15 protein-coding genes are annotated in these 25283 nt (G+C 40.1%); 14 read left to right on the top strand and 1 reads right to left on the bottom strand.

Annotated features, from left to right (window positions below; all coding sequences use genetic code 11):
* Positions 1-10 precede the first annotated feature (10 nt).
* From AB7942_RS27560 to AB7942_RS27545, 4 genes are all read left to right on the top strand, one after another.
* Entirely contained in the window at positions 11-1345 is a 1335-nt protein-coding gene (locus tag AB7942_RS27560; RefSeq protein ID WP_369449326.1) for a glycoside hydrolase family 125 protein, read from the top strand.
* A gap of 95 nt (positions 1346-1440) precedes the next feature.
* On the top strand, positions 1441-2004 hold the full coding sequence (locus tag AB7942_RS27555) for a YesL family protein (protein ID WP_369449325.1): 564 nt from the start codon (positions 1441-1443) through the stop codon (positions 2002-2004).
* Between the two features lie 46 nt (positions 2005-2050).
* Positions 2051-3931, top strand: coding sequence for a beta-N-acetylhexosaminidase (locus AB7942_RS27550; protein ID WP_369449324.1), 1881 nt, complete (start codon positions 2051-2053; stop codon positions 3929-3931).
* A 70-nt stretch (positions 3932-4001) separates the two neighbouring features.
* Positions 4002-7112 carry an alpha-mannosidase gene (locus AB7942_RS27545; protein ID WP_369449323.1) on the top strand — a complete coding sequence of 1037 codons (3111 nt, stop codon included), beginning with the start codon at positions 4002-4004 and terminating at the stop codon, positions 7110-7112.
* Positions 7113-7300: 188 nt separating this feature from the next.
* Here AB7942_RS27545 and AB7942_RS27540 read toward each other — a convergent pair whose 3' ends face one another.
* Complete coding sequence (locus AB7942_RS27540; protein WP_369449322.1) at positions 7301-10309, bottom strand: endo-beta-N-acetylglucosaminidase; 3009 nt, start codon at positions 10307-10309, stop codon at positions 7301-7303.
* Positions 10310-10725: 416 nt separating this feature from the next.
* Between AB7942_RS27540 and AB7942_RS27535 the strand changes: the two genes are divergently transcribed.
* The 10 genes from AB7942_RS27535 to AB7942_RS27490 all read left to right on the top strand — a co-directional run bounded on the left by AB7942_RS27535 (position 10726) and on the right by AB7942_RS27490 (position 24774).
* The gene (locus AB7942_RS27535) at positions 10726-11655 is read left to right on the top strand and encodes an ABC transporter permease (protein WP_088089957.1); all 930 of its coding nucleotides are present in this window, start codon (positions 10726-10728) and stop codon (positions 11653-11655) included.
* A gap of 48 nt (positions 11656-11703) precedes the next feature.
* Positions 11704-12696: a carbohydrate ABC transporter permease gene (locus AB7942_RS27530; RefSeq protein ID WP_483310932.1), complete on the top strand. Its 993-nt coding sequence runs from the start codon at positions 11704-11706 to the stop codon at positions 12694-12696.
* Positions 12697-12724: 28 nt separating this feature from the next.
* Entirely contained in the window at positions 12725-14182 is a 1458-nt protein-coding gene (locus tag AB7942_RS27525) for an ABC transporter substrate-binding protein (protein WP_369449321.1), read from the top strand.
* Between the two features lie 172 nt (positions 14183-14354).
* Positions 14355-16151 (top strand): sensor histidine kinase, encoded by a 1797-nt coding sequence (locus AB7942_RS27520; protein ID WP_369449320.1) that lies wholly within the window; start codon positions 14355-14357, stop codon positions 16149-16151.
* Positions 16144-17649, top strand: a complete 1506-nt coding sequence (locus tag AB7942_RS27515; protein ID WP_369449319.1) for a response regulator transcription factor — start codon at positions 16144-16146, stop codon at positions 17647-17649. Before AB7942_RS27520 ends, AB7942_RS27515 begins: the two co-directional genes overlap by 8 nt.
* A gap of 70 nt (positions 17650-17719) precedes the next feature.
* Entirely contained in the window at positions 17720-19132 is a 1413-nt protein-coding gene (locus tag AB7942_RS27510; RefSeq protein ID WP_369449318.1) for a glycoside hydrolase family 1 protein, read from the top strand.
* 74 nt (positions 19133-19206) lie between these two features.
* The gene (locus AB7942_RS27505; RefSeq protein ID WP_369449317.1) at positions 19207-20115 is read left to right on the top strand and encodes an ROK family protein; all 909 of its coding nucleotides are present in this window, start codon (positions 19207-19209) and stop codon (positions 20113-20115) included.
* Positions 20116-20130: 15 nt separating this feature from the next.
* On the top strand, positions 20131-21045 hold the full coding sequence (locus AB7942_RS27500; RefSeq protein ID WP_369449316.1) for an ROK family protein: 915 nt from the start codon (positions 20131-20133) through the stop codon (positions 21043-21045).
* A 151-nt stretch (positions 21046-21196) separates the two neighbouring features.
* The gene (locus AB7942_RS27495) at positions 21197-22951 is read left to right on the top strand and encodes an ABC transporter ATP-binding protein (protein ID WP_369449315.1); all 1755 of its coding nucleotides are present in this window, start codon (positions 21197-21199) and stop codon (positions 22949-22951) included.
* 8 nt (positions 22952-22959) lie between these two features.
* Positions 22960-24774 (top strand): ABC transporter ATP-binding protein, encoded by a 1815-nt coding sequence (locus AB7942_RS27490; RefSeq protein WP_369449314.1) that lies wholly within the window; start codon positions 22960-22962, stop codon positions 24772-24774.
* Positions 24775-25283 lie beyond the last annotated feature (509 nt).

Raw genomic sequence — 25283 nt, 5'->3', positions numbered from 1 at the left:
AGCGAAAAAAATGACGTCAGTACTGCCAGAATCGATACAAAAGCTCATCCATCATGTAAAGGAATCCTTTCCAGATGATGACCAGCTGCACCGCATGTTTGAACAATGTTTTGTAAATACGTATGAAACAACGATGAAAAAGCAAGAAGATGGAAAAACATTCGTGGTTACCGGAGACATTCCTGCGATGTGGTTAAGAGACTCAGCAGCACAGGTGAGACCTTATTTACTAGCTGCCGAAGAAGATCAAGAGGTCGCTGATTTACTCGAGGGGGTCATTCGCCAGCAATTTGCGTTTATCTTACACGACCCTTATGCGAATGCTTTCAATGAAGCGGCAAATGGCAGGGGACATCAAACGGATCATACCAAGATGACACCACATATTTGGGAGCGGAAATACGAGATTGATTCGCTGTGCTATCCGGTGCAGTTGGCCTACCTGTTTTGGAAGTCTACTGGACGGACATCCCATCTCAATGAAACGTTCCAGCAGGTAATCGAAACGATTATCCATGTCTGGCGAACAGAGCAAGATCATGAAAATCAATCCTCCTACCGGTTTGAACGTGCAGATGTTCGCCAGTCAGATACGTTAATCCGCGATGGAAAAGGAGGGCAAGTTGTCCCAACCGGGATGACCTGGAGCGCCTTCCGCCCGAGTGATGATGCCTGCACTTACGGATACCTTGTACCGGCTAATATGTTTGCGGTTGTCATCTTAGGGTACGCGGCTGAAATATGTGAGGAAGTTCTCCACCATTCTTCCTTAAAAGAGGAATGCTTGAAGCTTCGTGAAGAAATTCAAAAGGGAATTGAGCACTATGCGAAGCTTGACCACCCTGTATATGGTGATATGTATGTGTATGAAACAGATGGGGAAGGACGGGTCAATTTAATGGATGATGCCAATGTACCGAGCTTGCTGGCAGCCCCCTATTTAGGCTACCTTCCATTTGAAGATTCGACCTATGTAAATACACGCCAGTTTCTTTTAAGCCGAGATAATCCATATTATTACGAAGGAAAATATGCGAATGGAATTGGAAGCCCGCATACACCCGATCATTATATTTGGCATATTGCGCTCGCCATACAGGGCATGACAACGACAAATGAAGCAGAAAAACAGGAAATTTTAGCTTATTTTAAACAGACAGATGGCGGTACCCATTTTATGCATGAAGGCTTTAATGCCGATTGTCCTGAAGAATTTACTAGGGACTGGTTTGCATGGGCGAACACGATGTTTAGTGAATTTGTGTTATGTCTTACAGGGAAAGCGGTTAAAGGAAGCCCGCTTTATCATCAATTAATGAAAAACAAAAGCAACCAAGCAGTTTAGAAAAGATAAGAATAGGAATTGGAAAGGGTGATGACGTCATGCAAAAAGGTCATTGGATGGTCGGAATTTGCGAATGGATCTGGAGGGTGGTCTCGGTGAATCTTTGCTGGATTGTCTTTACTGTCCTAGGATTAGGGATTTTTGGCTTTTTCCCGTCGGCTGTTGCCCTTTTTACCATTGTCCGGAAATGGATTAAGAAAGACACGGATACACCTGTATGGAAGACGTTTAAGAACGTTTATTTTAAAGAGTGGAAGCGAAGCAATGGGTTGGGCCTTGTTTTTTTCGGGATTGGACTATTCCTCTTTGTCGATATCCGGATTGCTGAGGGAATGATGACAGGTGTTTTTTCTAACTTTCTATCCGTGATCTTATATTTTCTTGCGTTTCTGCTTCTATTATCCGTTGGCTATTTCTTTGCAATTTATGTCCATTTCGAGCTTACCAATAAGGAATATTTAAAACAGTCCTTTCTATTTGCGGTGACCAGTTTACCATCCACGCTATGGATTGGTGCCGGATTTTTTGTCATAGGCTATCTCATTAATCAGCTTCCAGGCTTAATCCCTTTTATTTCCGCCGTGGCTCCGGCCTACTGGATGATGAGGGTCTGCCTGAATCGGTTTAACCATTTAGAGAAAAGAGCCGCATTAATCTAACGAAAAAGATTGATCATAAGGCAGTTAAACAGGAGGGGAAAAGTACGTGAAACTAAATTTAACGGGTGACGTGTCGTCGGTTACAGATGGACTAAAGGCTGTATTGGAGAATTTAGCGATTCAACTTTCACAGGATGGTTATCCCATTCATGTGAAAAATCAAAAAGGCCCCATACGGGTCGTGAATAAAAATGGTCATGGTGAAATTACCTTTGAAAAGAAGGTTCACTTTTTTCGAGCATTAGGATTATGGCTTGAACAGGTTAACAAAGTCAGTGAATTTGATTTTACAGAGGACCCGCAGTTTGACATGAGTGGTGTCATGCTTGATGCGTCAAGAAATGCAGTCCCAACGGTTGCTGAAGTAGAAAAGTTCTTGCAGAGAATGGCCGTGATGGGATTAGACACATTGATGCTTTATACAGAGGATACATACGAAGTAAAGGAACATCCTTATTTTGGGTATATGCGGGGAAGATATACATTTGAGGAGTTAAAAGCATGTGATGACTATGCGGAGAAACTAGGGATTGAGATGGTCCCTTGTATTCAATCATTGGGTCACTTACGAGAAGCACTTAAATGGAATTATGCTTCAACCTTTAAAGACACAGATGATATTTTATTGGTTGATAAGCCGGAGACCTATGAGTTTTTAGAAAATTGTATCAAGGCCGCTTCAGAACCATTTAAGACAAAACGGATTCATATCGGAATGGATGAGACGTTCCAGCTTGGGTTAGGTAAATATTTAGAACAAAATGGCTATGAGAACCATATTGATTTGATGAATAGACATCTTCAAAAGGTTGTTTCCATCACGGAAAAATTAGGTCTTAAGCCAATGATTTGGAGCGATATGTATTATCCTTTGTTTACGGAAAACAGCAAATATAAGGATGAAAACGGCAATATCCAGAAAGAACTGGTTGCTTCTATCCCTGATGTGCAACTCGTTTATTGGAATTACTATAGTAAGGATCAGGCCATTTATGAAAAAGATATTATGAACCATAAATTGCTAGGATCAACTCCAATTTTTGCAGGCGGTGCATGGACTTGGAATGGACTCGCACCGAACTATGGCAAAGCGATTGTGACGACTGAGGCCGCTATTGCTGCTTGTAAAAAGGAAGGGGTGAAAGAGATATTTGTCACGATGTGGGGCGATAATGGCGCAGAAACACCGCTATCTACTTCATTCCCAATCTTACAATTATTCGCAGAACACTCCTATCATAAGGAAGTGACCATTGACCAGGTAGCGGAACGATTTGAATTTTGTGGTGATGGGCACTTTGATGATTTTATCAATCTAAAGCTATTGGATGAAACGCCTGGAGTCATGCAGGATAACATGAATACATCGATGACTTCTAAAGTTTTACTCTACCAAGATAGTTTAATTGGATTATATGATGAAAATGTGCGCGGTCTATCTTTGGGGGAGCATTATGAAAAATTAGTATCTGTATTGGAAAGAGCAAAGGCTCATAATCCAAAATGGGAAGCGCTATTTGACTTTTATGAGCAATTGGCAAGAGTCCTTAGTGAGAAGGCGGAAATCGGCCTTGTGCTAAAAGAAGTTTATGAGAAAAAAGATTACGAGCAAATGAAAGCGATCCTTACTAAATTAGAAATGATCCAATCCAATGTTGACCTTTTACGACAAAAGCATCGTAAAGTTTGGTTTGCAGCCAACAAGCCATTCGGCTGGGAAGTCCTTGATATTCGTTATGGCGGGGTCATTACACGCTTGGATTCGGTAAAATATAGGATTAACGAATGGCTGGAGGGAAGGATTTCTAGTTTGGAAGAGTTAGAGGAAAAAAGATTACGACATGAGGGACCATGGGAAATTGTGGACGGGTTAGTAGGTGGTAATGTCTATCATCGCATTGTAACCGCAGGAAACTTTTCACTATAAGCAGTTATTGTACCTTCTATGATGTTTTTAGCAAGAAAAATAGTTCAAATGGCCAAATGGGGTGAAAACGGTGTTTTTAGCAGAAAGAAAATTTGAATCGCGTATTAGGGAACTTGAAAGTTACCGTTATCGTGATTGCGTCTCCATCCATCAATTTTATACACATGAAGATGATGGTACGGTTGGTGCCTATCCACCAGCCGCTTACGATGAAAAGAACGTCATGCAAATTGGCGACTATTGGAAAGGCCGCGACCGTTATATTTGGCTTCATGCCGATGTGGATTGTCATTTGCAAAACACCATCCATCCAGTCGTCGGTCTTTTCTCATTTGGAAAGACTGGCGGGGGCAATAATTCAGGGTTTGAATCCTTACTATTTGTGAATGGCAAACCCTACCAAGGTGTCGATTCCAATCATGAAGAAGTTCTCTTTGATGAACAAATCGCTAAGGGACCGATGAGTTTAGATTTTAGGCTCTGGTCTGGACTTGAGGGGGGAGGGCTTCCGATTGAAAATGAATTTAAACTTCAGATGGCAAAAATAGGATGGCTTGATCGACAAGTCGATAATTTATACTATACCCTTTTGGCGGCTTACGAAGTGTTATTGGAAACGAATGAGGAAGAGTCTGCCTCTTTGACTTTGAAAAAGGTTATTGCGGATGCCTTACAGCGAATTAATTGGACGGAACCCGGAAGTACGGAATTCTATGAATCCTGCTATCAAGCTGAAGCCAGTCTGACTGATGCCATCCATTCAATTCAACCATCATCCGATATTACGATTCATACGGTTGGTCATACCCATATTGATGTAGCTTGGCTGTGGAGATTAAAAAATACGAGAGAGAAAGCTGCTCGTTCGTTCTCCACAGTGCTGCATTTAATGAAACAATTCCCTGAATACCTGTTTTTGCAAACCCAGCCACAACTCTATGATTATATTAAAACAGATTATCCGGAAATCTATGACCAAATGAAAGCAAGAATTGCAGAAGGAAAGTGGGAAACCGGCGGCGCGATGTGGCTGGAAGCTGACTGTAATATTCCAAGTGGTGAGTCGCTTGTTCGCCAAATCCTGCATGGAAAGGCCTTTTTTAAAGAGGAGTTTGGTGTCGACTGTCATTATTTATGGCTGCCCGATGTTTTTGGGTACAGTTGGGCCCTTCCGCAAATCTTACAAAAATCAGGGATAAAAACGATGATGACAACGAAGATTAGTTGGAATCAATATAATCGGATGCCCCATGATACCTTTTACTGGAAGGGAATCGATGGATCAGAGATTCTCACCCATTTTATTACGACGCCGGAACCATGGAATGGCCCAGATTCTTGGTTCTATACCTATAACGGCTTTATTACGGCGAAAACGGTTAAAGGGGCTTGGAAAGGCTATCGTGATAAAGAGCTATCAAAGGACCTGCTTCTTTCCTATGGGTATGGTGACGGTGGCGGTGGTGTCACTCGAAATATGCTCGAAATGAGAAGAAGATTGGACAAATTGCCAGGGATGCCGAATGTGAAAACTTCTACGGCAGGAGAATTTTTTGAAAAGCTTCATAAAAATATTGAGGAATCAAACAGTTACATCCATAAATGGGATGGAGAACTGTACCTAGAATATCATCGGGGAACCTATACAAGCCAGGCGTTTATGAAAAAGATGAATCGTAAATTAGAGCTTTTGTATAGGAGGGTGGAATTCTTATCTTCTTGGCTTTCGGAAAATGGTCATTGGCTTGGAAATGGTGAGCTGAAAAGTGGTTGGAAAATTATCTTAAGAAATCAATTTCATGATATTATTCCGGGCTCCTCCATTCATGAAGTATATGAGGACGCCAAGGAAGAATACGAGGAAGCTTGGCAAATCGGGAATCAGCTGGAATCTCGTGTGATCCATAACGGAATCGAGCAGGCTGGCCATTCTGTTGTTCTATTTAACGCTACCCATCTCAAAGGGTTAAAAAATGTGGTTATTCCTCAATTTGCTGAGTATGATGCAGGTGAGTGGAGAAACAGTAACGGAGCAGTGTTGAACCATCAAAAACGTGAGAATGGCTGGCTGGTCGAAGTGGATGAACTTCCATCGTTTGGAGCTAAAACCTTATATTTTGAACCGATTGAAAATGCTAGAGTAACAAAAGCAAATTTTAGCTATACTGACAGGAAATTAGAAACACCGTTTTATCTTGTTGAGTGGAATGAGTTTGGCCAAATGACGATTATTTATGATAAGGAAGCACAACGTCATGTTCTGGCTGACGATCAAAGAGGGAATATTCTTCAAATTTTTGAAGATAAACCTCTTGCGCATGAGGCATGGGATATTGATATTTTCTATCAAGAGAAAATGGAGGAGATCCATGATTTAGTCAGATTTGAAGTCGTGGAAAATGGTGAACTTACTTTTACTATTCATGCCATCTGGAAGTATCATCATTCTGAAATTTCTCAGCGGATTGTTTTTTATAAAAATGACCGCCGCATCGATTTTGAAACGAATGTAGACTGGCATGAAAAAAGAAAATTGCTTAAGGCCGCCTTTCCTGTCGATGTTCGAACAACGGAGGCCACCTATGATATTCAATTTGGCAATGTCAAGCGCCCTACACATTGGAATACCAGCTGGGATATGGCAAAATTTGAATCGGTCGGCCATCAATGGGCCGATCTATCAGAACCCGATTATGGGGTAAGTTTATTGAATGATTGCAAATATGGCTATGACATCAAAGAAAATACGTTGCGATTAACACTATTAAAATCAGCTACTCATCCGGATCCGCAAGCAGATCAGGGGGCGCATTCGTTTGTTTATTCGTTATATCCACATATCGGGGATTGGCGGCAAGCGAAGACAGTGGAAAAAGCCTGGGATTTAAATGATCCTATTTCCGCTGTAGAAGGCAGTTGGACAAAGGAAGCATCCTTCATCGAAACTGATGCTGACCATATTTGGATTGATGCCATCAAGCCTGCCTTTCATGGCGACGGTATTATTATTCGTTTCCATGAGTATGAGGGACGCAGAGGAAAGGTTTCTTTGAATGTTCAGAAAGACTTCCGATCATGGGTGGAGACCAATTTAATGGAAGAACCGATTAGTGAACAATCTGAAGCTCCGATTGAGTTGGAAATTAAACCATATGAAATTAAGACCATAAAGCTTTTGTAGTGGAGTGCTCGAATGGTGAATGTAGGGGACGTGGGGATAAACCACGTCCCCTTTTATATGGTTTTCAATTTCGAAGTTCATCTGCAAAAGCCGGCCGCACAAAAAGAACCTGTGGATCCACGAATGGTTTCCTCACAGGTTCGAATAACAAATTATTTATCCTGACTTGTACTGCACTTCACTACGAGTTAATTCCCATTATTAAACTCTTTCTTCAACTCCTGCATCCGCGCCATGGCCTGCACAAGTCGATCTTCATTGGTGACTTGTTTTCTTAATGTTGGATGAAGCTTATTGTAGGCCACTTTACACTCATTGACCTCGTTTTTATCAGCCAAGGTTAACTCGTTAAGCTCTGGCAAACGGTTAATTTTATGAATGACCTCTGTTACCGACTCATTCAAATAAGCCGTACTGTACTTGAGGGATTCTCTTGTATCCGGGTTCTGAACCGTATAATAGACCCTGCCGGCGTCAGGCCCAAAGTCCAATTGCTCAAATGCGAGCGTTCCGTCTTTTTCGGCCGTTTTTTCCGCCAATACTTCTTTTGTGTCCAGAGATCTGTACAATCTAACCGTTTGGCCCTGCTTCACTCGTTCGATTACAACTTTATCCTGGGCACCGATATTGTTTTCAGCTGATACAAAATGCATCATAATATTCTCTGTTCTTGGCAATGCATCACTCTCAAACATCTGCCATTCATAAATACGGATGGCTCCCCATGGCGATGTTCCACTATTAGAGACCTGAAGTTTAAACTCACTTGCTGTAACAGGTTGGTCGAGAATAATATCTGTTACGGCTTTCGTATTACCAGTCATTCTTTTTGCACTGACCCACGAACCAGTCTGATCTTTGTAGAGCAGTTCAAAATCAACGGTGTTCATGTTACTTGCTTCGCCGCCATATTGAGCATGCTCGACTCTCCAACGGCGGATGGTTTTCGGCTCGCCTAAATCAATCGTCATGTAACCACTTTTTGCATTCGTGGCACACCATTTACTGTTGCCAGCAGCTGTTCCATCCAATGCCTTAGAAGCAGGCTCTGCTTCATTTTCAGCAGAAACACCCGTCACTTTGGCATTAAGGGCAACATTTGCAGATGGGCCATGTTGTTCTATTTCGGTTCCATCCGTGCCCATGCCCCAGTCAAATGCAATCTCTGCTGGTTCACCACGTACGTAATCCTGATTCACTGGCACTATCTCTAGGGTAGTCATATGATCTGGTGAAGCGTTTGCAACAGTCCTGGTAATGTTAGAAACATAGAAATGATTATTTGGTGTAGAACCTAAAAGCGTTTTTACTCCATCGGCATTCTTTTGGTAAATCTCGTATTGCAGTACTTTTTCATCTGCTGACCAGCTTAGACGTGCCTCGGCATCAAAAGCGGTTCGCAGCATCTTTTGAGTGACTGCCGCATTTTGCGGTTTTGTTTGAATAGGGGCAGCAGTATCATAAACGGATAGTTGACCTACATTCATTTCATAGTTTGCTAGGCTTTCAGAGTTGCTGACTTTAAGGCTTACTGCATAAGCAGTTTTCCCTGCATCCTCTTTCAGGTCAAGGACCGCTGTTTGCCACCCATCGGTGGTTTTTGGCAATGAATAATACTTCATCTGTTCCGGTGAATAATCTTCACTGTAGGCAACACCCAGCGAAACATCGGCACCTGATTGATTCTGATAGACCACACGAATTTTCGTTGTATCCGTGATTTCGAGCTTTGAACTGTAAAGCATCACGTCATTGACAGAAGAAGCGTCGAGCGGACCGCTGAATTTTAGCGAATTCCCACCGTTATAGGCTTTATCAAAATCATATGAAACTTTGATTCTGCTGCCTTGATTACGGGCCCACCAACGCCACGTTGGCATAATATCTTGGATGGAACGGTTATTCCACTCAAGCGGGCTGGCTATTTTTCCATCAACAAAATATTGTTTCCCGTGTCCACTGTTAAAGTTGGTAGTAAAAGGCATCTTTTGAATGACAGATGAATCTGTGACAAAACGGGCCATCCCTTTCCAGTTTGCTGAATCGTCTGCTCGTGTTGGGTCACCTTGAGGTCCTGTCCAGAAATAGGTTTCTTTTTCATGGAAATCTACAGGATCGGCCGCAAATCCCATGGTTGAGTTTGGTGCATAGAGGGCAATGGAAACCTTTGACTGTTTTTGTTCATTTAAGAGTGCGTTGGTATTAATTTTGGTATTATAAGAATTCTGTTGTACTTCGAAACCGGCATAAGCATCATAAGGGTCACGGTTATGACTTTTCATTGTAGCAACCGTTGTGTTAATTTGCGGGGTTCCCCAGTTATAGTTTAGGAAAAACTCATCCACCGCATACTTCCCATCTGCTGCTGGTTTGACATACAAATCATTATTGCTGTTAACGGCATTTTGATACGAAACAGAGCCATTATTGGATTGGGAATCATACCAGCCAAAGCGAAGGTTTGAATGCCGCTTCACATAGCGCATCATTTCATTCATTCGTTCCGCTGTTTTTTGACTGACACCATAGGTTTCCTGATTCATAAAATAACCATCAAAGCCATAATATTCGGCTACTTCAATCATTTTATCCGCTACTGGGAAGCTCCCATCTTCCGCCTGCTTCGTGAATGCTTCGACCTCCGCAAGTGCCTCTTTAGAAGCTGGCCCCCATGGAAAACCTACGGTTGCGTAAACTGGAACACCATTCCGATGGGCTGCATCGACGATATCTGGTGAGGGAATGGCGAAAATTCCTTCATCCGTTCCTGCCCAGTAAATATAAGAATCTAGCAATTGCCAGTTATCAAACGCGTAAACATTAAAATCGTTGCTGCCAACAGGGCTTGTCTGGTCATGATTCGAGAGCGTAATTGCTGCCGAGGTAATACCAGCCTCCGGATGTGCTAGCGGGTTAATCTGGTGTCCTTTAAACCGATTTTTATTTAATGGGACGCTTGCGCGGTTCAACGCTGCATCTGGGTCTTTTTTAGGCGACCAGTTTAGGAGTGTCTCGACCCTAAAAGCCGGAGCTAATGGCTGTAAACTCAGTTGATCAGCATAATTCTCATTGACGACATTCGTTCCATCTCCATCCACAGCGGCATAGGCTTCTGGCGTTATCATGGAAATAAGAAGAGAAAACAATAGGACAAAGGAAAAGATACGCTTATTACTATTATTATTTTTATTTTTCACCGGGATCCTCCTCGTATTAAATAATGATGTTGGGTAACTGAACGATATAAATACGAAAAACTAAATATCCCTCCCCTCTGTTAAACTATCGAAATATTTCCCCCCTTATTTCCTTTTAATAGGAAGTTTTCTAATTTTCAGAAACAACACTTTTATACTATCAACTATTATGTAAGCGCTATACTAAATAAACTATAGATTTACTGGATTAATGTTAGTAAACTCTAAACCGTCATTCCAACTACGTTTTCATTGATTCAAAGTGAATGATTCTAGTCAGAAATAAAATTTGATTATTTAGAAAATCTATATATGATTTTTGCAGTTAATCCTAAATAAGTTCACTATAAATAGAATCATGACAGCTATAAAATATAAATATGGAAGTGCTTACATTGAAAGGGAGGAGGAAAAGCATGAAAGGAATGTTGAGTGATATTTATAAAAATCGAATTTGGCTGCTTATGGTTTTACCTGGAACCATTTGGTTATTATTGTTCTCTTACTTGCCTATGTTTGGACAAGTTTTAGCCTTTAAGAAATTTAGGATTGATCCAGATGGTTTTTTTGCCAGCGTCATGAATAGTGAATGGGTGGGCTGGGATAACTTTAAATATTTGTTTAGCACGGAAGATGCCTTTATTATTACAAGAAATACCATCCTATACAATCTTGTCTTTATTGTGTTAGGACTTGTCGCAGCGGTTGTAACCGCTATCTTACTCAGTGAGCTTGTTAATCGGAAGTTATCCAAGTTTTATCAAACCGGAATGCTGTTCCCGCATTTTATTTCATGGGTTATCGGCAGCTATTTTGTATTTACCTTCTTGAGTGCAGATCGTGGTCTTTTGAATAATATCCTTGGCTGGTTTCACATAGATGCCATTTCGTGGTATAGCGAGCCAAAATATTGGCCATTTATTCTTGTATTTATGAGCCTGTGGAAGGGGATTGGCTATGGCAGTATCGTGTATCTAGCAGCGATCGTCGGCATTGATAAAACTTATTATGAGGCTGCCATGATTGATGGCGCGACAAAATGGCAGCAGGTCAAGCATGTCACCTTACCAATGCTGAAGCCATTAATGATTATTTTAACCATTATGAATATTGGTAGAATATTTAACTCCGATTTTGGATTGTTTTATCAAGTACCAAGAGATTCGGGGGCCTTATATCCGGTTACCAATGTTATTGATACGTTCGTTTACCGGGGGCTTATGACCTTAGGGGATATTGGTATGAGTACGGCAGCAGGTCTTTATCAGTCGGCAGTTGGTTTCGTCTTGGTGATGATAACGAATTACATTGTTAGAAAAGTTGATCAGGAAAGTGCATTATTTTAATGTTAAATTCTTCACGAAGGGAGGAAAGGTCGCCCGGCGGCTATCTATATGCCAAATGAAATTCATAATACCCAATCATCTATAGTCGTATCCCAACCCGCGAAAGAAATTAATGGTGGGCTGGTGAAAATGAAACGGAAAAAGACCAGAAATCCTCATGAGCTTCACCCGGTCACCAATAGGATTATAAGTGTACTGTTAGGTATTTTTACTTTGATCTGTGTCTTTCCTTTTCTCTATGTTATTGTGATTTCCTTTACCAGTGAGGAAAGCATTGTGAGAAATGGCTTTCAACTTATACCGGAGGCTTGGAGTACCGATGCTTATCAATACTTATGGAATATGAAGGACCAATTATTCCGTTCTTACGGTGTCACCCTTTTTATTACGATTGTTGGAACGTTTATTAGTGTGTTGATGATTACCTTTTATTCTTATGCGATTTCACGACCCCAATTTAAGTATAAAAGATTTTTCACATTCCTAGCGTTCTTCACGATGCTTTTCAGCGGGGGCTTAGTTCCAAGTTACATTATTACCACTCAATTCTTACATTTGAAAAATTCCATTTGGGCATTAATATTACCGCTTGCCATGAATGCCTTTTATATTATCATCATGAGAACATTCTTTATAAAATCTGTTCCGGAATCGATTTTGGAATCTGCACGAATAGATGGGGCAAGCGAATGGAGAACCTTTTTCCAAATCGTTTTTCCGCTTTCTTTACCAGGGATTGCCACAATTGCCTTGTTTAGTACCCTAGGTTATTGGAATGATTGGTTTAATGCCTTGCTTTACATTGATTCGCCCAATTTAGTGCCACTCCAGTCCTTACTTATGAAAATAGAGGCAAACCTAGAATTTATGAGGCAAAATGTTGATATTAGCTTAATGCAGCAAAGCTTATTTAATACCATCCCACAAGATTCAGCCAAAATGGCTATGGTCGTAATCGCCACTTTACCAATAGCAGTCTCTTACCCGTTCTTTCAAAAGTACTTTATTAGCGGACTGACTATCGGCGGTGTTAAAGAATAAAAATAGAAAGAGAAAGAGGAGAGTCAAGATGAAGAAACGGTTAATATTTTTACTAGCATTAGTTTTATCGATTGGAACCATTCTTTCCGCATGCACTAGTAAAGACAGTTCCACTTCAGAAAAAGGCAGCAAAAATGGCGAGCCCTATGAAATTAAATGGTACACCATTGGAACCCCACAAAAAGACACAGATAAAGTATTTGCCGAAGTAAATAAATATTTAGAGAAAAAAATTAATGCCACTGTTAATATGACCCAAATTGACTGGGGTGATTGGCAGCAAAAAACGCAGGTTATTATTAATTCAGGCGAACCTTTTGATATTATCTTTACTAATGGTACGGAATACGTCCAAAATGCGCAAAAAGGGGCCTTCCAACCAATTGATGAATTGTTAGATACTGAAGGGAAAGAATTAAAAGCGGCGTTAGATCCTACCCTATTAGCAGGAGTTAAAATTAACGGAAAGACCTATGGTATTCCTGCTAATAAAGAAGCTGCCAGACAATCTGTTTATACGTTCAATAAACGTCTTGTCGACAAATACAAATTTGATATTACAAAGGTGAAAACCTTAGAAGATCTCGAGCCGATGCTTCAAGTCATTAAAAAGAATGAAGCTTCGATTACTCCAATGGCAACAGTTAAAGCCTATCTTCCATATGACTATGTCTTTAATAATGAAATGCCTTTTGCCTTCCCTCTTAAAGGGGATCGAGACCATGTCGTTAATTTCTTTGAAGACGATTTAACCATGCAAACCTATAAAACGATGCATAAATATTATAAAGCCGGCTATATCAAGGCAGATGCCGCGACAAGCAAAGATACTTGGCCAATGGATGTTGAAAACTGGTTTGTTCGGATGGGTGATTCCCAACCGTATGCTGATTTAGTGTGGTCTCGTTCTGCAAAATATGAGGTTGTTTCTGTGCCAGCTGAAGAACCAACCACTTTTAATGATTCTGTATCGGGTTCCCTTCAGGCCATTTCGACTACATCAAAAAATCCTAAAAAAGTCATGGAATTCTTAAATCTACTTAACACAGACCCATACCTTCGTAACCTTGTTGACAAAGGGATTGAAGGCGTTCATTACGAAAAGAATGCAGATGGAACCATTAAAGATCTTCCAGCGCGTATCGATAAATATAACGTTCCAACTTATTCGCTTGGAAATCACTTTATCTTAGATTTATATGAAAATGATCCTAAAGATAAATGGGAAAAATTCAAGGAATTTAACAATGCTGCAAAACCGGCACCAACTCTTGGTTTCCATTTTAACAGTGACCCAGTAAGATCGGAACTTGCGTCTATTACGAATATCTCTAAGGAATTCTATCCAGCTTTGGCAACAGGTTCTGTTGACCCAGAAGAATACTTGCCAAAATACAATAAAAAGTTGAAAGAAGCTGGAATTGACAAAGTATTAAAAGAAATTCAAAAGCAATTTGATGAATGGAAGGAAAAGGAAGGGAAATAATCCATAAAATCAAGCTGGTTGAAAAACTCCCAGCTTGATTTTATTTCTTCATTGTTTAAAGATTCTTCGACATAATCAAACTCGCAATACAATTGGGTGTGGTCTTCGGGGGTTAAATCTAGTCCAGCGTGTTAAAATTGAGTAAACACTATGAATAATTGAGGAAATTGAAATGGAATTGAAAAGAAAAGGAAATTTTAATCAAAAAATATTTAATAGACTATTTTTAACCTCTTCCATAACCATCATTGTGACGGTCATTGTCTTAATTGTGACGATTACGAACTATTATTCAGATATCATTATTCAAAAGGAAGTTAATATTAATACTAGAACGATGGAAAGAGTAGAAGATTACTTTTCCGGTAAGGATGCAGATATTAATAGAGCGATAAGAGATCTCTATGTTAAGGGGGATATGATTGATGATATGTCCTTTGCCCTTAACAATGGCTATGAGAAATATTTGGAATATCGTCTAGATAAATTCTCAGAAGATCAATCGTTTATTCCGAGAAATATTGATACCTATTTTAATGGGTTCTTTAGTCAAGATAGTGATATTAATGCGGTAAGTTTACGTTCGTCGGAAAATCCCGCTATTGAATATTTGATAGTTAATAATAACATACGATGGAATAAAAGCATTATTGGCCCTTCAACCATATCAGGTCCGCTTCTCAACCTAGGCTATCCTCATGTAATGGAAGAAAGCCTGCCAAGGAGCCGGAAATTAAGAAATACCATTACCAAAGAGATTGCTATTAACAATCCCGTAACGCTCAAAAAAATAGGTGTCGTGTCTATTTTTTACTCGACAGACCGTTTAGACAAGATTGTAAAAAAACATGAAGGGGCACCAACTTCTATTTTTTTGCTAGATGCGGACGGCAAAATTGTTTATTCCGTGAATAAGGGGGTTCCCCTTGCTATTTTAGATAAGGTCAAACATGAAACGAATGAGACGAAAATAAAGTGGGAACATGATAACTATTATATTAATTCGATTGCCAATATGGGTGATTATACGTTTGTAGGTGTTATTCCTGACAAAGGATGGCAGAAGTTATCGATCGTCAGGGGAACGATGTGGATTGTTATTACCTTTCTCATTTTAATTGCTATTTTAATATCCTATTCATTTATGCGAAATTACTCGAGGAGAATTAATAAAATAGTTTCTATTATTCGTCAAGTGGAAAAGGGAAACTTAGACGCACGGATTCCTGAATCCAAACATGAAGATGAATTATCGAGGATTGCTGTCAACATCAATTCCATGTTAAATGAATTGAATCATAATATTGAACAATTTTATCTGCTAACTATGAAGCAGCAGCAGGCGGAATTGAAAGCCCTTCAAGCACAAATTGATCCACATTTTTTATTCAATACGCTCGAAGCAATACGGATGGTGGCAGTCGTAGAAGGCTCAAAAACCTCTAGTAAAATGATTTTCCATTTGGCCAAACTGTTTCGATATTCGTTAGAATCTAAAGACATGGTTCCTTTTTATACTGAAATTGAATATGTGAATCAATATTTAAAATTGATGCAGCTTAAATATCCGGATAAATTACACGTTCATTTTGATATTGCTAGTGATGTGGACCAAATACTCATTCAAAAATTAATTCTGCAGCCGATTATCGAAAATTACTTTGTTCACGGTTTTAAAAAGGAACGATCGGATAATGAGTTGTTCATATGTGCCGCTAATCTTGGCGATAAAATCGAAATACGTGTACAAGACAATGGTAAAGGAATGACGGAAGAGGAGTTATCCAACATAGTGAATCATATCAATCGTGAGGATGGGGAAGAAATGAAATCAATCGGTCTTAGAAATATCCATCAACGCTTAAAATTGAAATATGGGAACCAGTTTGGTATTACCCTTCAAAGTGACTATAACCAAGGAATGATGGTCAAAATATCCATTCCAGTAGAGGGATCCAGCCGTGTATAAGGTCCTGCTTGTTGACGATGAACCGCTTATTACGAAAGGACTTAAGAAGCTCTTAGATTGGGAGGATTACGGATTTGAGATTGTCTACACTGCTGAAAGCGGGGAAGAAGCCCTTGCTTATCTAAAGGAGAATCCGATCGAAATTCTTATAACAGATATTTTAATGGGCGAAATGTCAGGCTTGGAGTTAATTAGAGAAACGAGGAAATTTCAGCCGCAGATCAAATGTATTGTCTTAACAGGTTATCAGGAGTTTGAGTATATTAAACAAGGTTTATTACTAGGAATCGAAAACTACTTATTGAAACCTGTAGATGAAGAGGAATTATTGACGACCGTCCAAAATGTAGGCCAGAAATTGAATGCGGTGACAGGGCCGGATTATACACAGGAAACGACAACGATGAAGGATAATACGTTATGGCGCTTTATAAATGGTGAAATTGACAAACGTGACTGTCTTGAAAGATTGGCGTTATATCATATTACCTTTCAACAACCGTATTATAATGTCTCAATATTAGAGTTTGAACATTATCATCATGCTGAGGTTTCTAAGAAGATCAGGAACTTTATTGAAGAGAATGTTTCGGCCACCTGTCTTTATAGTCCAAATCAAGAACTCATAATTATTTTTGAAAGTACGAGTGAAGAAGCGTTATATACATGGAACCAAACCCTTGTACAGCAGCTGCGTGATGGGCAAAAAGGGACAGGTGTTTTCTATTTATCAATGGGACATCCGGTTCAAACGATCGATAGATTGGAAGAAAGTTTTACCTGTGCAAGAGAAAATAGTTTGCTTCAACTTTATTCAGAGCCCAATGTGCTTATTTCAGATCGGTTGGCGATTGATAAACAAGACGAATTAAAAAAACAGCAAGAATTTAAAGAAAATATCGTAAAACAACTAGTGAATGCAGATGAAGACACGTTACATATGATTGAACTATTTTTTCAAAATCTTACGAAGAGAACCAAATTTATCTCACCACAGGTTGCTAGCAAATATACCTTTGATTTAATTTCGTATATCCATTATTCCATCCAGACAGATGACCTTTCCCATTATACAGCAGCTGTTGAAAGAATGGTGTATAGCTCGGATATCGATCAAATGAGAACCATTTTGAAGGAGTATTGCCATGCACTGATTCTGTCGATTAGTCATCAAGTGAATATGCGCAGTCCGATTGTGCAAAATGTTCTAAAGTTTATACATGCCCACTACGATCAAGGAATATCATTAAAAACATTGGGCCAACAGTTTCATGTAAACGCTATCTACCTTGGACAGTTATTTCAAAAAGAAGTTGGAGTGGTCTTCTCTGAATACCTTAATCGGTATCGATTGGAAAAAGCGAAGGAATTACTAAAAACAACCCACTATCGAGCAGGTGAAATCGGGAAAAAAGTAGGGTATTCGGATACCACTTACTTTTATAAGCAATTCAAGAAAAATGTTGGAACCACACCAAGTGAGTGGAGAAAAATTTAACGATCAACATGGTTCTAATGAGCCTTTTTAACAATAAAGAATTTATTAAAAAAAGAGTCGGTGATGAACAATGGAAAATTTTATTCAAGGGAATAACCTCAGCTATCGTTTTCCAAAAAACTTTTGGTGGGGAAGTGCTGCATCCGGACCGCAAACAGAAGGTGCCGCAACTATCGATGGGAGAAAATCAAGCATTTGGGATTATTGGTATAGCATCGAGCCGGGATGTTTCCATAATGCTGTAGGACCTGAGCATACTTCTAACTTCTATCATAGGTTTAAAGAAGATATTCAGCTTATGAAAGAAACGGGTCATACTTCCTTCCGCACTTCCATCCAATGGTCACGATTGATTCCAGATGGAGTCGGGGAAGTGAATGAAAAAGCCGTTACCTTTTACAACCAAGTGATTGATGAACTACTGGCAAATGATATTGAACCGTTCATGAATCTATATCATTTTGATATGCCGATGTGCATGCAGGAAAAAGGCGGCTGGGAAAGCCGGGAAGTCATCAAGGCCTATGTAAACTTTGCGAAAATCTGCTTTCAATTGTTCGGGGACCGGGTCAAGTATTGGTTTACTTTTAACGAACCGATTGTTCCTGTAGAGGCCGGTTATTTATATCATTTGCATTACCCTAATGTTGTAGATTTCAAACGTGGTGCACAAGTTGCCCATCATACCATTGTTGCCCATGCCTTAGCAGTCGAGGCTTATAAGAAGTTGAATTTAGACGGCAAGATTGGCATTATCCTCAACTTGACACCATCCTACCCAAGAAGCCAGGACGCGGACGATGTCAAAGCTGCTCATATTGCGGATTTATTCTTTAACCGCAGCTTTCTTGATCCAGTCACAAAAGGGGAGTACCCGAAGGATTTAGTTGAAATTTTAAGAGATAGAGAGTTACTGCCAACAGTGGAACCGGGAGATTTAGCAGTCATAAAAAACAATCCGATTGATATTTTAGGAGTGAACTATTACCAGCCCCGCCGTGTAAAAGCAAAGGAACAGCAGGTACCTAAAGACGCTCCATTTATGCCGGAACATCTATTTGATCCTTATATCATGCCAAATCGTAAAATCAATCCGCACCGTGGCTGGGAAATTTGTGAGGAAGTTATCTATGACATCATGATCGACATTCGCGATCATTATGGTAATATCCCATTCTTTATTTCAGAGAATGGCATGGGGGTTGAAGGGGAAGCGAAATTCCGTAATGAAGCCGGATATATTGAGGATGATTATCGGATTGAGTTTATTCAAGAACACCTGAAATGGGTTCATAAAGGTCTTCAAGAAGGGGCAAATTGCCTTGGTTATCATCTTTGGACATTTATGGATAACTGGTCATGGACAAATGCCTATAAGAACCGATACGGATTAGTAGAAGTAGATCTAACGAATGATTTTAAACGGACAATAAAAAAATCAGGCAGATGGTATAAACAGCTGTCTGAGAACAACGGTTTCTAATATGGAAGAATGGTAAGAGGTGTGATCCTGTTAAATTAGTATTCTAGTGAACTTGCTTGAAGGAAGTGGACGGAATGGAAAAATATCTTCTTGGTATTGATTTGGGAGGAACAAATTTAAGAATTGCCGTTGTGACCTTGGAGGGACAAATAATAGAAGAGCTTCATGTAACAACGGAAAGCGATAGAGGCCCCCACTATGTCATTAATCAGATGATTCAACTTTGCGAGGGGATTTTGCAGAAAAGAAATATTGAAGCCATCGGAATCGGCTCGCCAGGTCCTTTGGATTTAAGACAAGGACTTATTTTAAGTCCGAATAATTTACCTGGGTGGGATCGTATCCCATTGGTTGAAATGCTAGAAAAAGCTTTACTGAAAAAAGTTGTCCTTGATAATGATGCCAATGCAGCGGCTCTCGCAGAGGCCATGATTGGGGCTGGTAAAGGAAAAGAGTCTGTTTTTTATATAACCGTTAGTACAGGAATCGGGGGAGGGTTTGTCTATCGGAATCAATTGATTCAGGGTGCCCATTTCTGTGCAGGTGAAGTGGGCAATATGATCATTGATCGAGACGGTCCTCCGCACCCTGCCTTGAATATCGGATCCTTAGAAACATTGGCAAGCGGGACGGCTGTAAAACGACATGGAAAAGAAAAATTAGGGATTACAGGACACGCAGGCGAAGTATTCGCAATGGCGATGCAGGGTGAGAAAGAAGCGGTCGTGATTGTTGAGCAAATGGTTGCATCATTGGCAAAAGGAATTGCCAATGTTGTTCATACCGTTGACCCGCACATCATTGTTTTGGGCGGAGGAGTCATGCAATCAAAGGAATATCTTATGCCGCTCCTTCTTGAAAAAGTAAATGACTATTTATATCCACAGTTGCGTAAAAAGGTACAAATTGAGTGTGCTTCCTTAGATACAAAGGCAGGTGTCATCGGGGCGGCCCTGTTGACACAACAAACATGGCTTCAATAATTGGAGGGAATTTTCATGAAAACTTACATGGTATTTGATATCGGCGGCACTTATATCAAGTATGCGGTCATGAATGATCAAGCCAAGAAACTAGAAAGCGGGAAGATTCCAACTCCTCAACAAGGATTAGACCGATTACTGACAAATATCACAGAACTAGTAACGAAATATAAAAGCTTGTTTGATCTTGAAGGGATCGCCTTAAGTTCGCCTGGTGCTGTAGACGTGAATAGAGGCTTTATTGGCGGTGCAAGCGCTATTCCCTATATCCATGGAGTAGGCATGACAGACTTGCTAAAGGAACGGACTGGCCTAGACGTGTCGATTGAAAATGATGCGAACTGTGCAGCCTTGGCAGAAGGTTGGATCGGGGCGGCTAAAGAAACGGATTACTATATTTGCATTGTCATCGGCACAGGAATTGGCGGCAGTATTGTTATCAATCAAACGATTTTGCGTGGAGCTACTCTTCACGGCGGTGAGTTTGGTTTTATGATAATGGGGAACCCGCCCAAGCATCCGCTGCAATCGACCTGGAGCCTGTTGGCATCGACCCGGGCTTTGATAGAAGAAGTGGAAATGAGAAAGTCACTTGCAAAAGGAACGTTGGACGGGGAAGCCGTATTTCGCTTGGCTGAAGAAGGTGATCCTCTTGTCAACGAATGTATTAATCAATATTACAAAAAGCTGGCGATCGGAATCTATAATTTGAAATATGCTCTCGATCCGAAAAAAATCTTAATCGGCGGAGGAATAAGCAAGCGGTCAGAAGTGATTGACGGCATCAATCAAGAATTGAAGCTGCTGAAGGATGATATCTCTACGCTGGATATTATGGTGGAAGCCTGTCAATTTCATAATGATGCCAACTTAATCGGGGCTTTATTTCACTTTTTAAAATTAAAAGGAAGAGTTGTGACGATTTCCTAGAGGGATGACAATGCATTGGACTTTTAAAGAAGTGAGTCTTGGAATATTTTTTTAAAAAAATTAGTTATTCGAAATTTCGTAATTGCGAAATATTTTTGACGTAAACTTTATATGATGTAAAGGATGAAAATTTTTTCTTTAGGAGGAAGAGATGTTAGTTTTTAAAAAATTAAAATCCTTTTATCTCCCTTATAAAAGAGATTTTATTTGGTCGATGCTTTTCCTGCTGGTCGTCGCGGCTATTACGGTTGTCTATCCAATCATTTTGCAAATGACAATTGATGAGGTGGTGCTTGGTAAGAAATATGATTGGGTACCCTGGATATCCTTTGGATTTATCGCGATCATGGCGGTAAAAGGGCTATCAACGTATATTCAACATTATTTGGCGGATATGTTTGGAATTAAATCTGTGTATCTGCTTCGAAATGCCCTCTATGAAAAACTGCAGCGGCTATCCTTCCGTTATTATGATAATGCGAAGACAGGGGACTTAATGTCACGGTTAACCGCAGATGTAGAAGGGTTTCGCATTTTTGTCTCCTTTGGATTTGTTGAGATTCTTCGTTTTGTCATTCAAGTTGGGGCTAGTTTGTGTGTGATGTTGTATTATTCTGTTTCGCTCACCTTCGTCACCCTGGTGGTGTTACCCTTTATATGTGTGACTGCTTATAAATTTGACAAAGCTGTACATCCCGCTTTTCGAGGGATTCGCGAATCGTTTGGACAATTAAATACGAAGGTACAAGAAAATATTAGCGGCATTCACACGGTTAAAGCTTTATCAAAAGAAGCGGTGGAAATAGAGCGATTTAATGAGACAAATCAAGTTTATAGAACGAAACAACTTACTACGGCAGCTGTCTGGGCAAAGTACTTCCCGCTCATGGAGCTGATCGGCAATATTTCTGTAGTCGCTTTATTGGGATACGGGGGATTTCAGGTTATTCAGGGTGTACTAAACCCTGGTGAGCTTGTGGCCTTTTACAGTCTCGTTTGGTATATTATGTGGCCCATCATGAACCTTGGTTTTACCATCAATATGTTCTCCCAGGCGAAAGCCTCCGGTGAGCGGCTTCTTGAAGTATTAGAAGCGCCTGAAACTATTTATGATGGTAAGGATGTAAAGCCGATCGATCATCTAGAAGGACATGTCGTATTCCAAGATGTTACGTTCCACTATCAAATGGAAGAAACAGCAGCCCTTCAGCATATTACCTTTGATGCGTCTCCGGGCTCAACGATTGGCCTAATCGGTGCGACCGGTTCAGGGAAAACAAGCATTATCCAGCTTTTGTCACGCTTTTATGAGCCAACGGAAGGGACCATTCTCATTGATGGCCGCCCGATTCAGGAATATGAATTGAAAATGCTGCGTTCACAAATTGGGGTTGTCTTACAGGAAACCTTCCTTTTTTCATCGACGATCAAAGCGAATATAGCATACGGAAGACCAGACGCGACGATGGAAGAGATTATCGATGCAGGAAAACGTGCTCAAGCCCATGATTTTATTATGGAATTGCCTAATGGATATGACACCATGCTTGGCGAACGGGGAATGGGTCTCTCAGGGGGACAAAAGCAACGAATTGCAATTGCCCGCGCCATTTGTACCAATCCTACTATTCTCATATTAGATGATTCGACAAGTGCGGTGGATATGGAAACCGAATTTCAAATTCAACAGGCCCTTCAGGAAGTGATGAAGGGGCGGACCACATTTATTATTGCCCATCGGATTTCATCGTTGAAGCATGCAGATGAAATATTAGTCCTTGAAGACGGGAACATCATTGAACGAGGCACGCATGAACAGCTAACCACCGATAATGGTGCCTATCAAAGAATTTATACCCTTCAATACCAGGATCAAGCAGCGATTATCGAAAAGGCAGTAAGGTAGGTGGAACCATGAAAGAAAATCGAAAGAAACAACTGATATTAGAGCGATTTCATTACTCTGAGGATCTAGTGATTGATAAACCGTTTAACTGGAAGCAAATGTTGCGATTGTTACTGTATTTAAAACCCTATGTTAAAAATTTACTGCCGCTTTCGTTTGCTGCTGTTATTCTTTCAACGGCGATCCGTTTAATTATCCCGATTTTAATTGGAGTATACACGCTTGATCGGGCTATTATTGATAAAGATACAACCCTGTTGATGCAGCTTGTTTTTATCATTTCAGGATTATATTTGTTATCGTATTTGAGCAATTCGTTAAGAATTCGCTGGATGAACAGGCTTGGCCAAGATGTAATTTATGATTTGCGCAGGCATTTATTTACACATGTACAATCCTTATCACATAAATTTTTTGACCAGCGTTCAGCCGGATCCATTCTAGTAAGGATTATGAATGACATTAATTCCTTACAGGAGTTGTTTACAAGTGGGGTCATTAATCTTTTAACCGATTTTCTCCTTTTGTTCGCTACTATTTTTATCTTATTATCACTGAACGTAAAGCTCACCATTGCGATTATGATTATTTTGCCGATTATGTTTTTCATTTCAACCAGCTTGCGAAAAAAAATCCGGTTATTGTGGCAAGACGTTCGGCTTAAACAGTCAAAAATAAATTCTCACTTAAATGAAAGTATTCAAGGTATTCGAATTACACAATCCTATACGCAAGAAAAAGAAAATATCCAATTTTTTAAGGGGCTCAACCAAGAAAATTATCAGACATGGAAGCAAGCAGTCCAAAAAAATGCGATGTTTGGCCCGCTTATCGAGATGACGAATGCTGTGGGGACGGCTATTCTTATCTGGTATGGGGCGGTTCTTGTTGCACGCGGCGAGTGTACCATTGGGGAATTTGTTTCGTTTGCCTTTTATTTAGGCATGTTCTGGGAGCCGATTTCTCGTCTTGGGCAATTGTATAACCAGCTTCTAATTGGAATGGCTTCTTCTGAGCGTGTGTTTGAGTTTTTAGATGAACGACCTAGTGTGATAGAATCTCCGAATCCTATTAAACTTTCCTCGATTAAAGGCCATATTGATTTTGAAGAGGTGGAGTTTTCTTACGATGGAAAACGTAAAGCGTTAAATGGAGTTTCTCTTATGATTAAAGCAGGTGAGACGACAGCGCTTGTCGGGCATACGGGTTCAGGGAAAACAACCATTGCTAATTTGGTGAGCCGATTTTATGATGCTACAGGAGGTATTGTCAAAATTGATGGCTGTCCTATACAAGATTTATCGATTGCCAGCCTGCGCTCGCAAATTAGTGTGGTGCTGCAGGATACGTTTATCTTTTCGGGTACCATTATGGAAAACATTCGCTATGGGAATCCCAACGCCAGCGATGAGGAAGTGATCGCAGCGGCAAAAGCAGTAGGCGCTGATCATTTCATTACTCAAATTTCGAAAGGGTATCAAACAGAAGTGGAAGAACGAGGCAATGTCTTGTCGGTAGGGGAACGTCAGCTTCTATCCTTTGCAAGAGCACTCCTGGCTGACCCGAAAATTCTCATCCTTGATGAAGCAACAGCGAGCATTGATACAGAGACTGAGGTAAAAATTCAAAAGGCATTAAAAACATTATTAAAAGGTAGAACCGCCATAATGATTGCTCATAGGCTCTCAACCATCAGAGAAGCAGACAAAATTATTGTACTGGACCATGGACATATCCTTGAGCAAGGAAATCACAACACACTAATGGCAGAACAAGGAGTTTACTATGAACTAGTAAAAGCCCAATACAAAATGCTAGGCTAGGTGCCTGTGCGTTGCAATCCCAAAAGTAGACAAAATAAAATAGGATTTAGAGAAAGGAATCAGGGATAATCGCTCTGATTCCTTTCTTCTTCTCATCATTTCGAAGGGTTGAATTTGGTTATGATTCGAGAGGAAGGGGGGCGATTTCAAAAAAGTTTTGAGGAAATGAACAGTCCATTAAAAAAAAGTAAAACTTTCTGTTGCATAAGTAAATCGAAGGTGCTATTATAAGGAAGTTGCTTTTGACGGCAGTTTTATTAGTTAAAAGTGATGCGAAAAAAGTTAAATTATTATATTGACACAGTGAAAGAGATTCGATATAATGATAAATGTCGCTTCTGACACGATAGATTGTTCTTTGAAAACTAAACAAACAAAAACGTCAACAAACAATAAAAAAATCGTGTTTCTTCTATTAATATGAAGAACATGAGCCAACGTAACAAAATGAGCTAATCAACTTTCTTGGAGAGTTTGATCCTGGCTCAGGACGAACGCTGGCGGCGTGC

It is taken from the genome of Neobacillus sp. BF23-41 (assembly GCF_041106275.1).
This window is presented reverse-complemented; position numbering and strand designations above follow the sequence as displayed.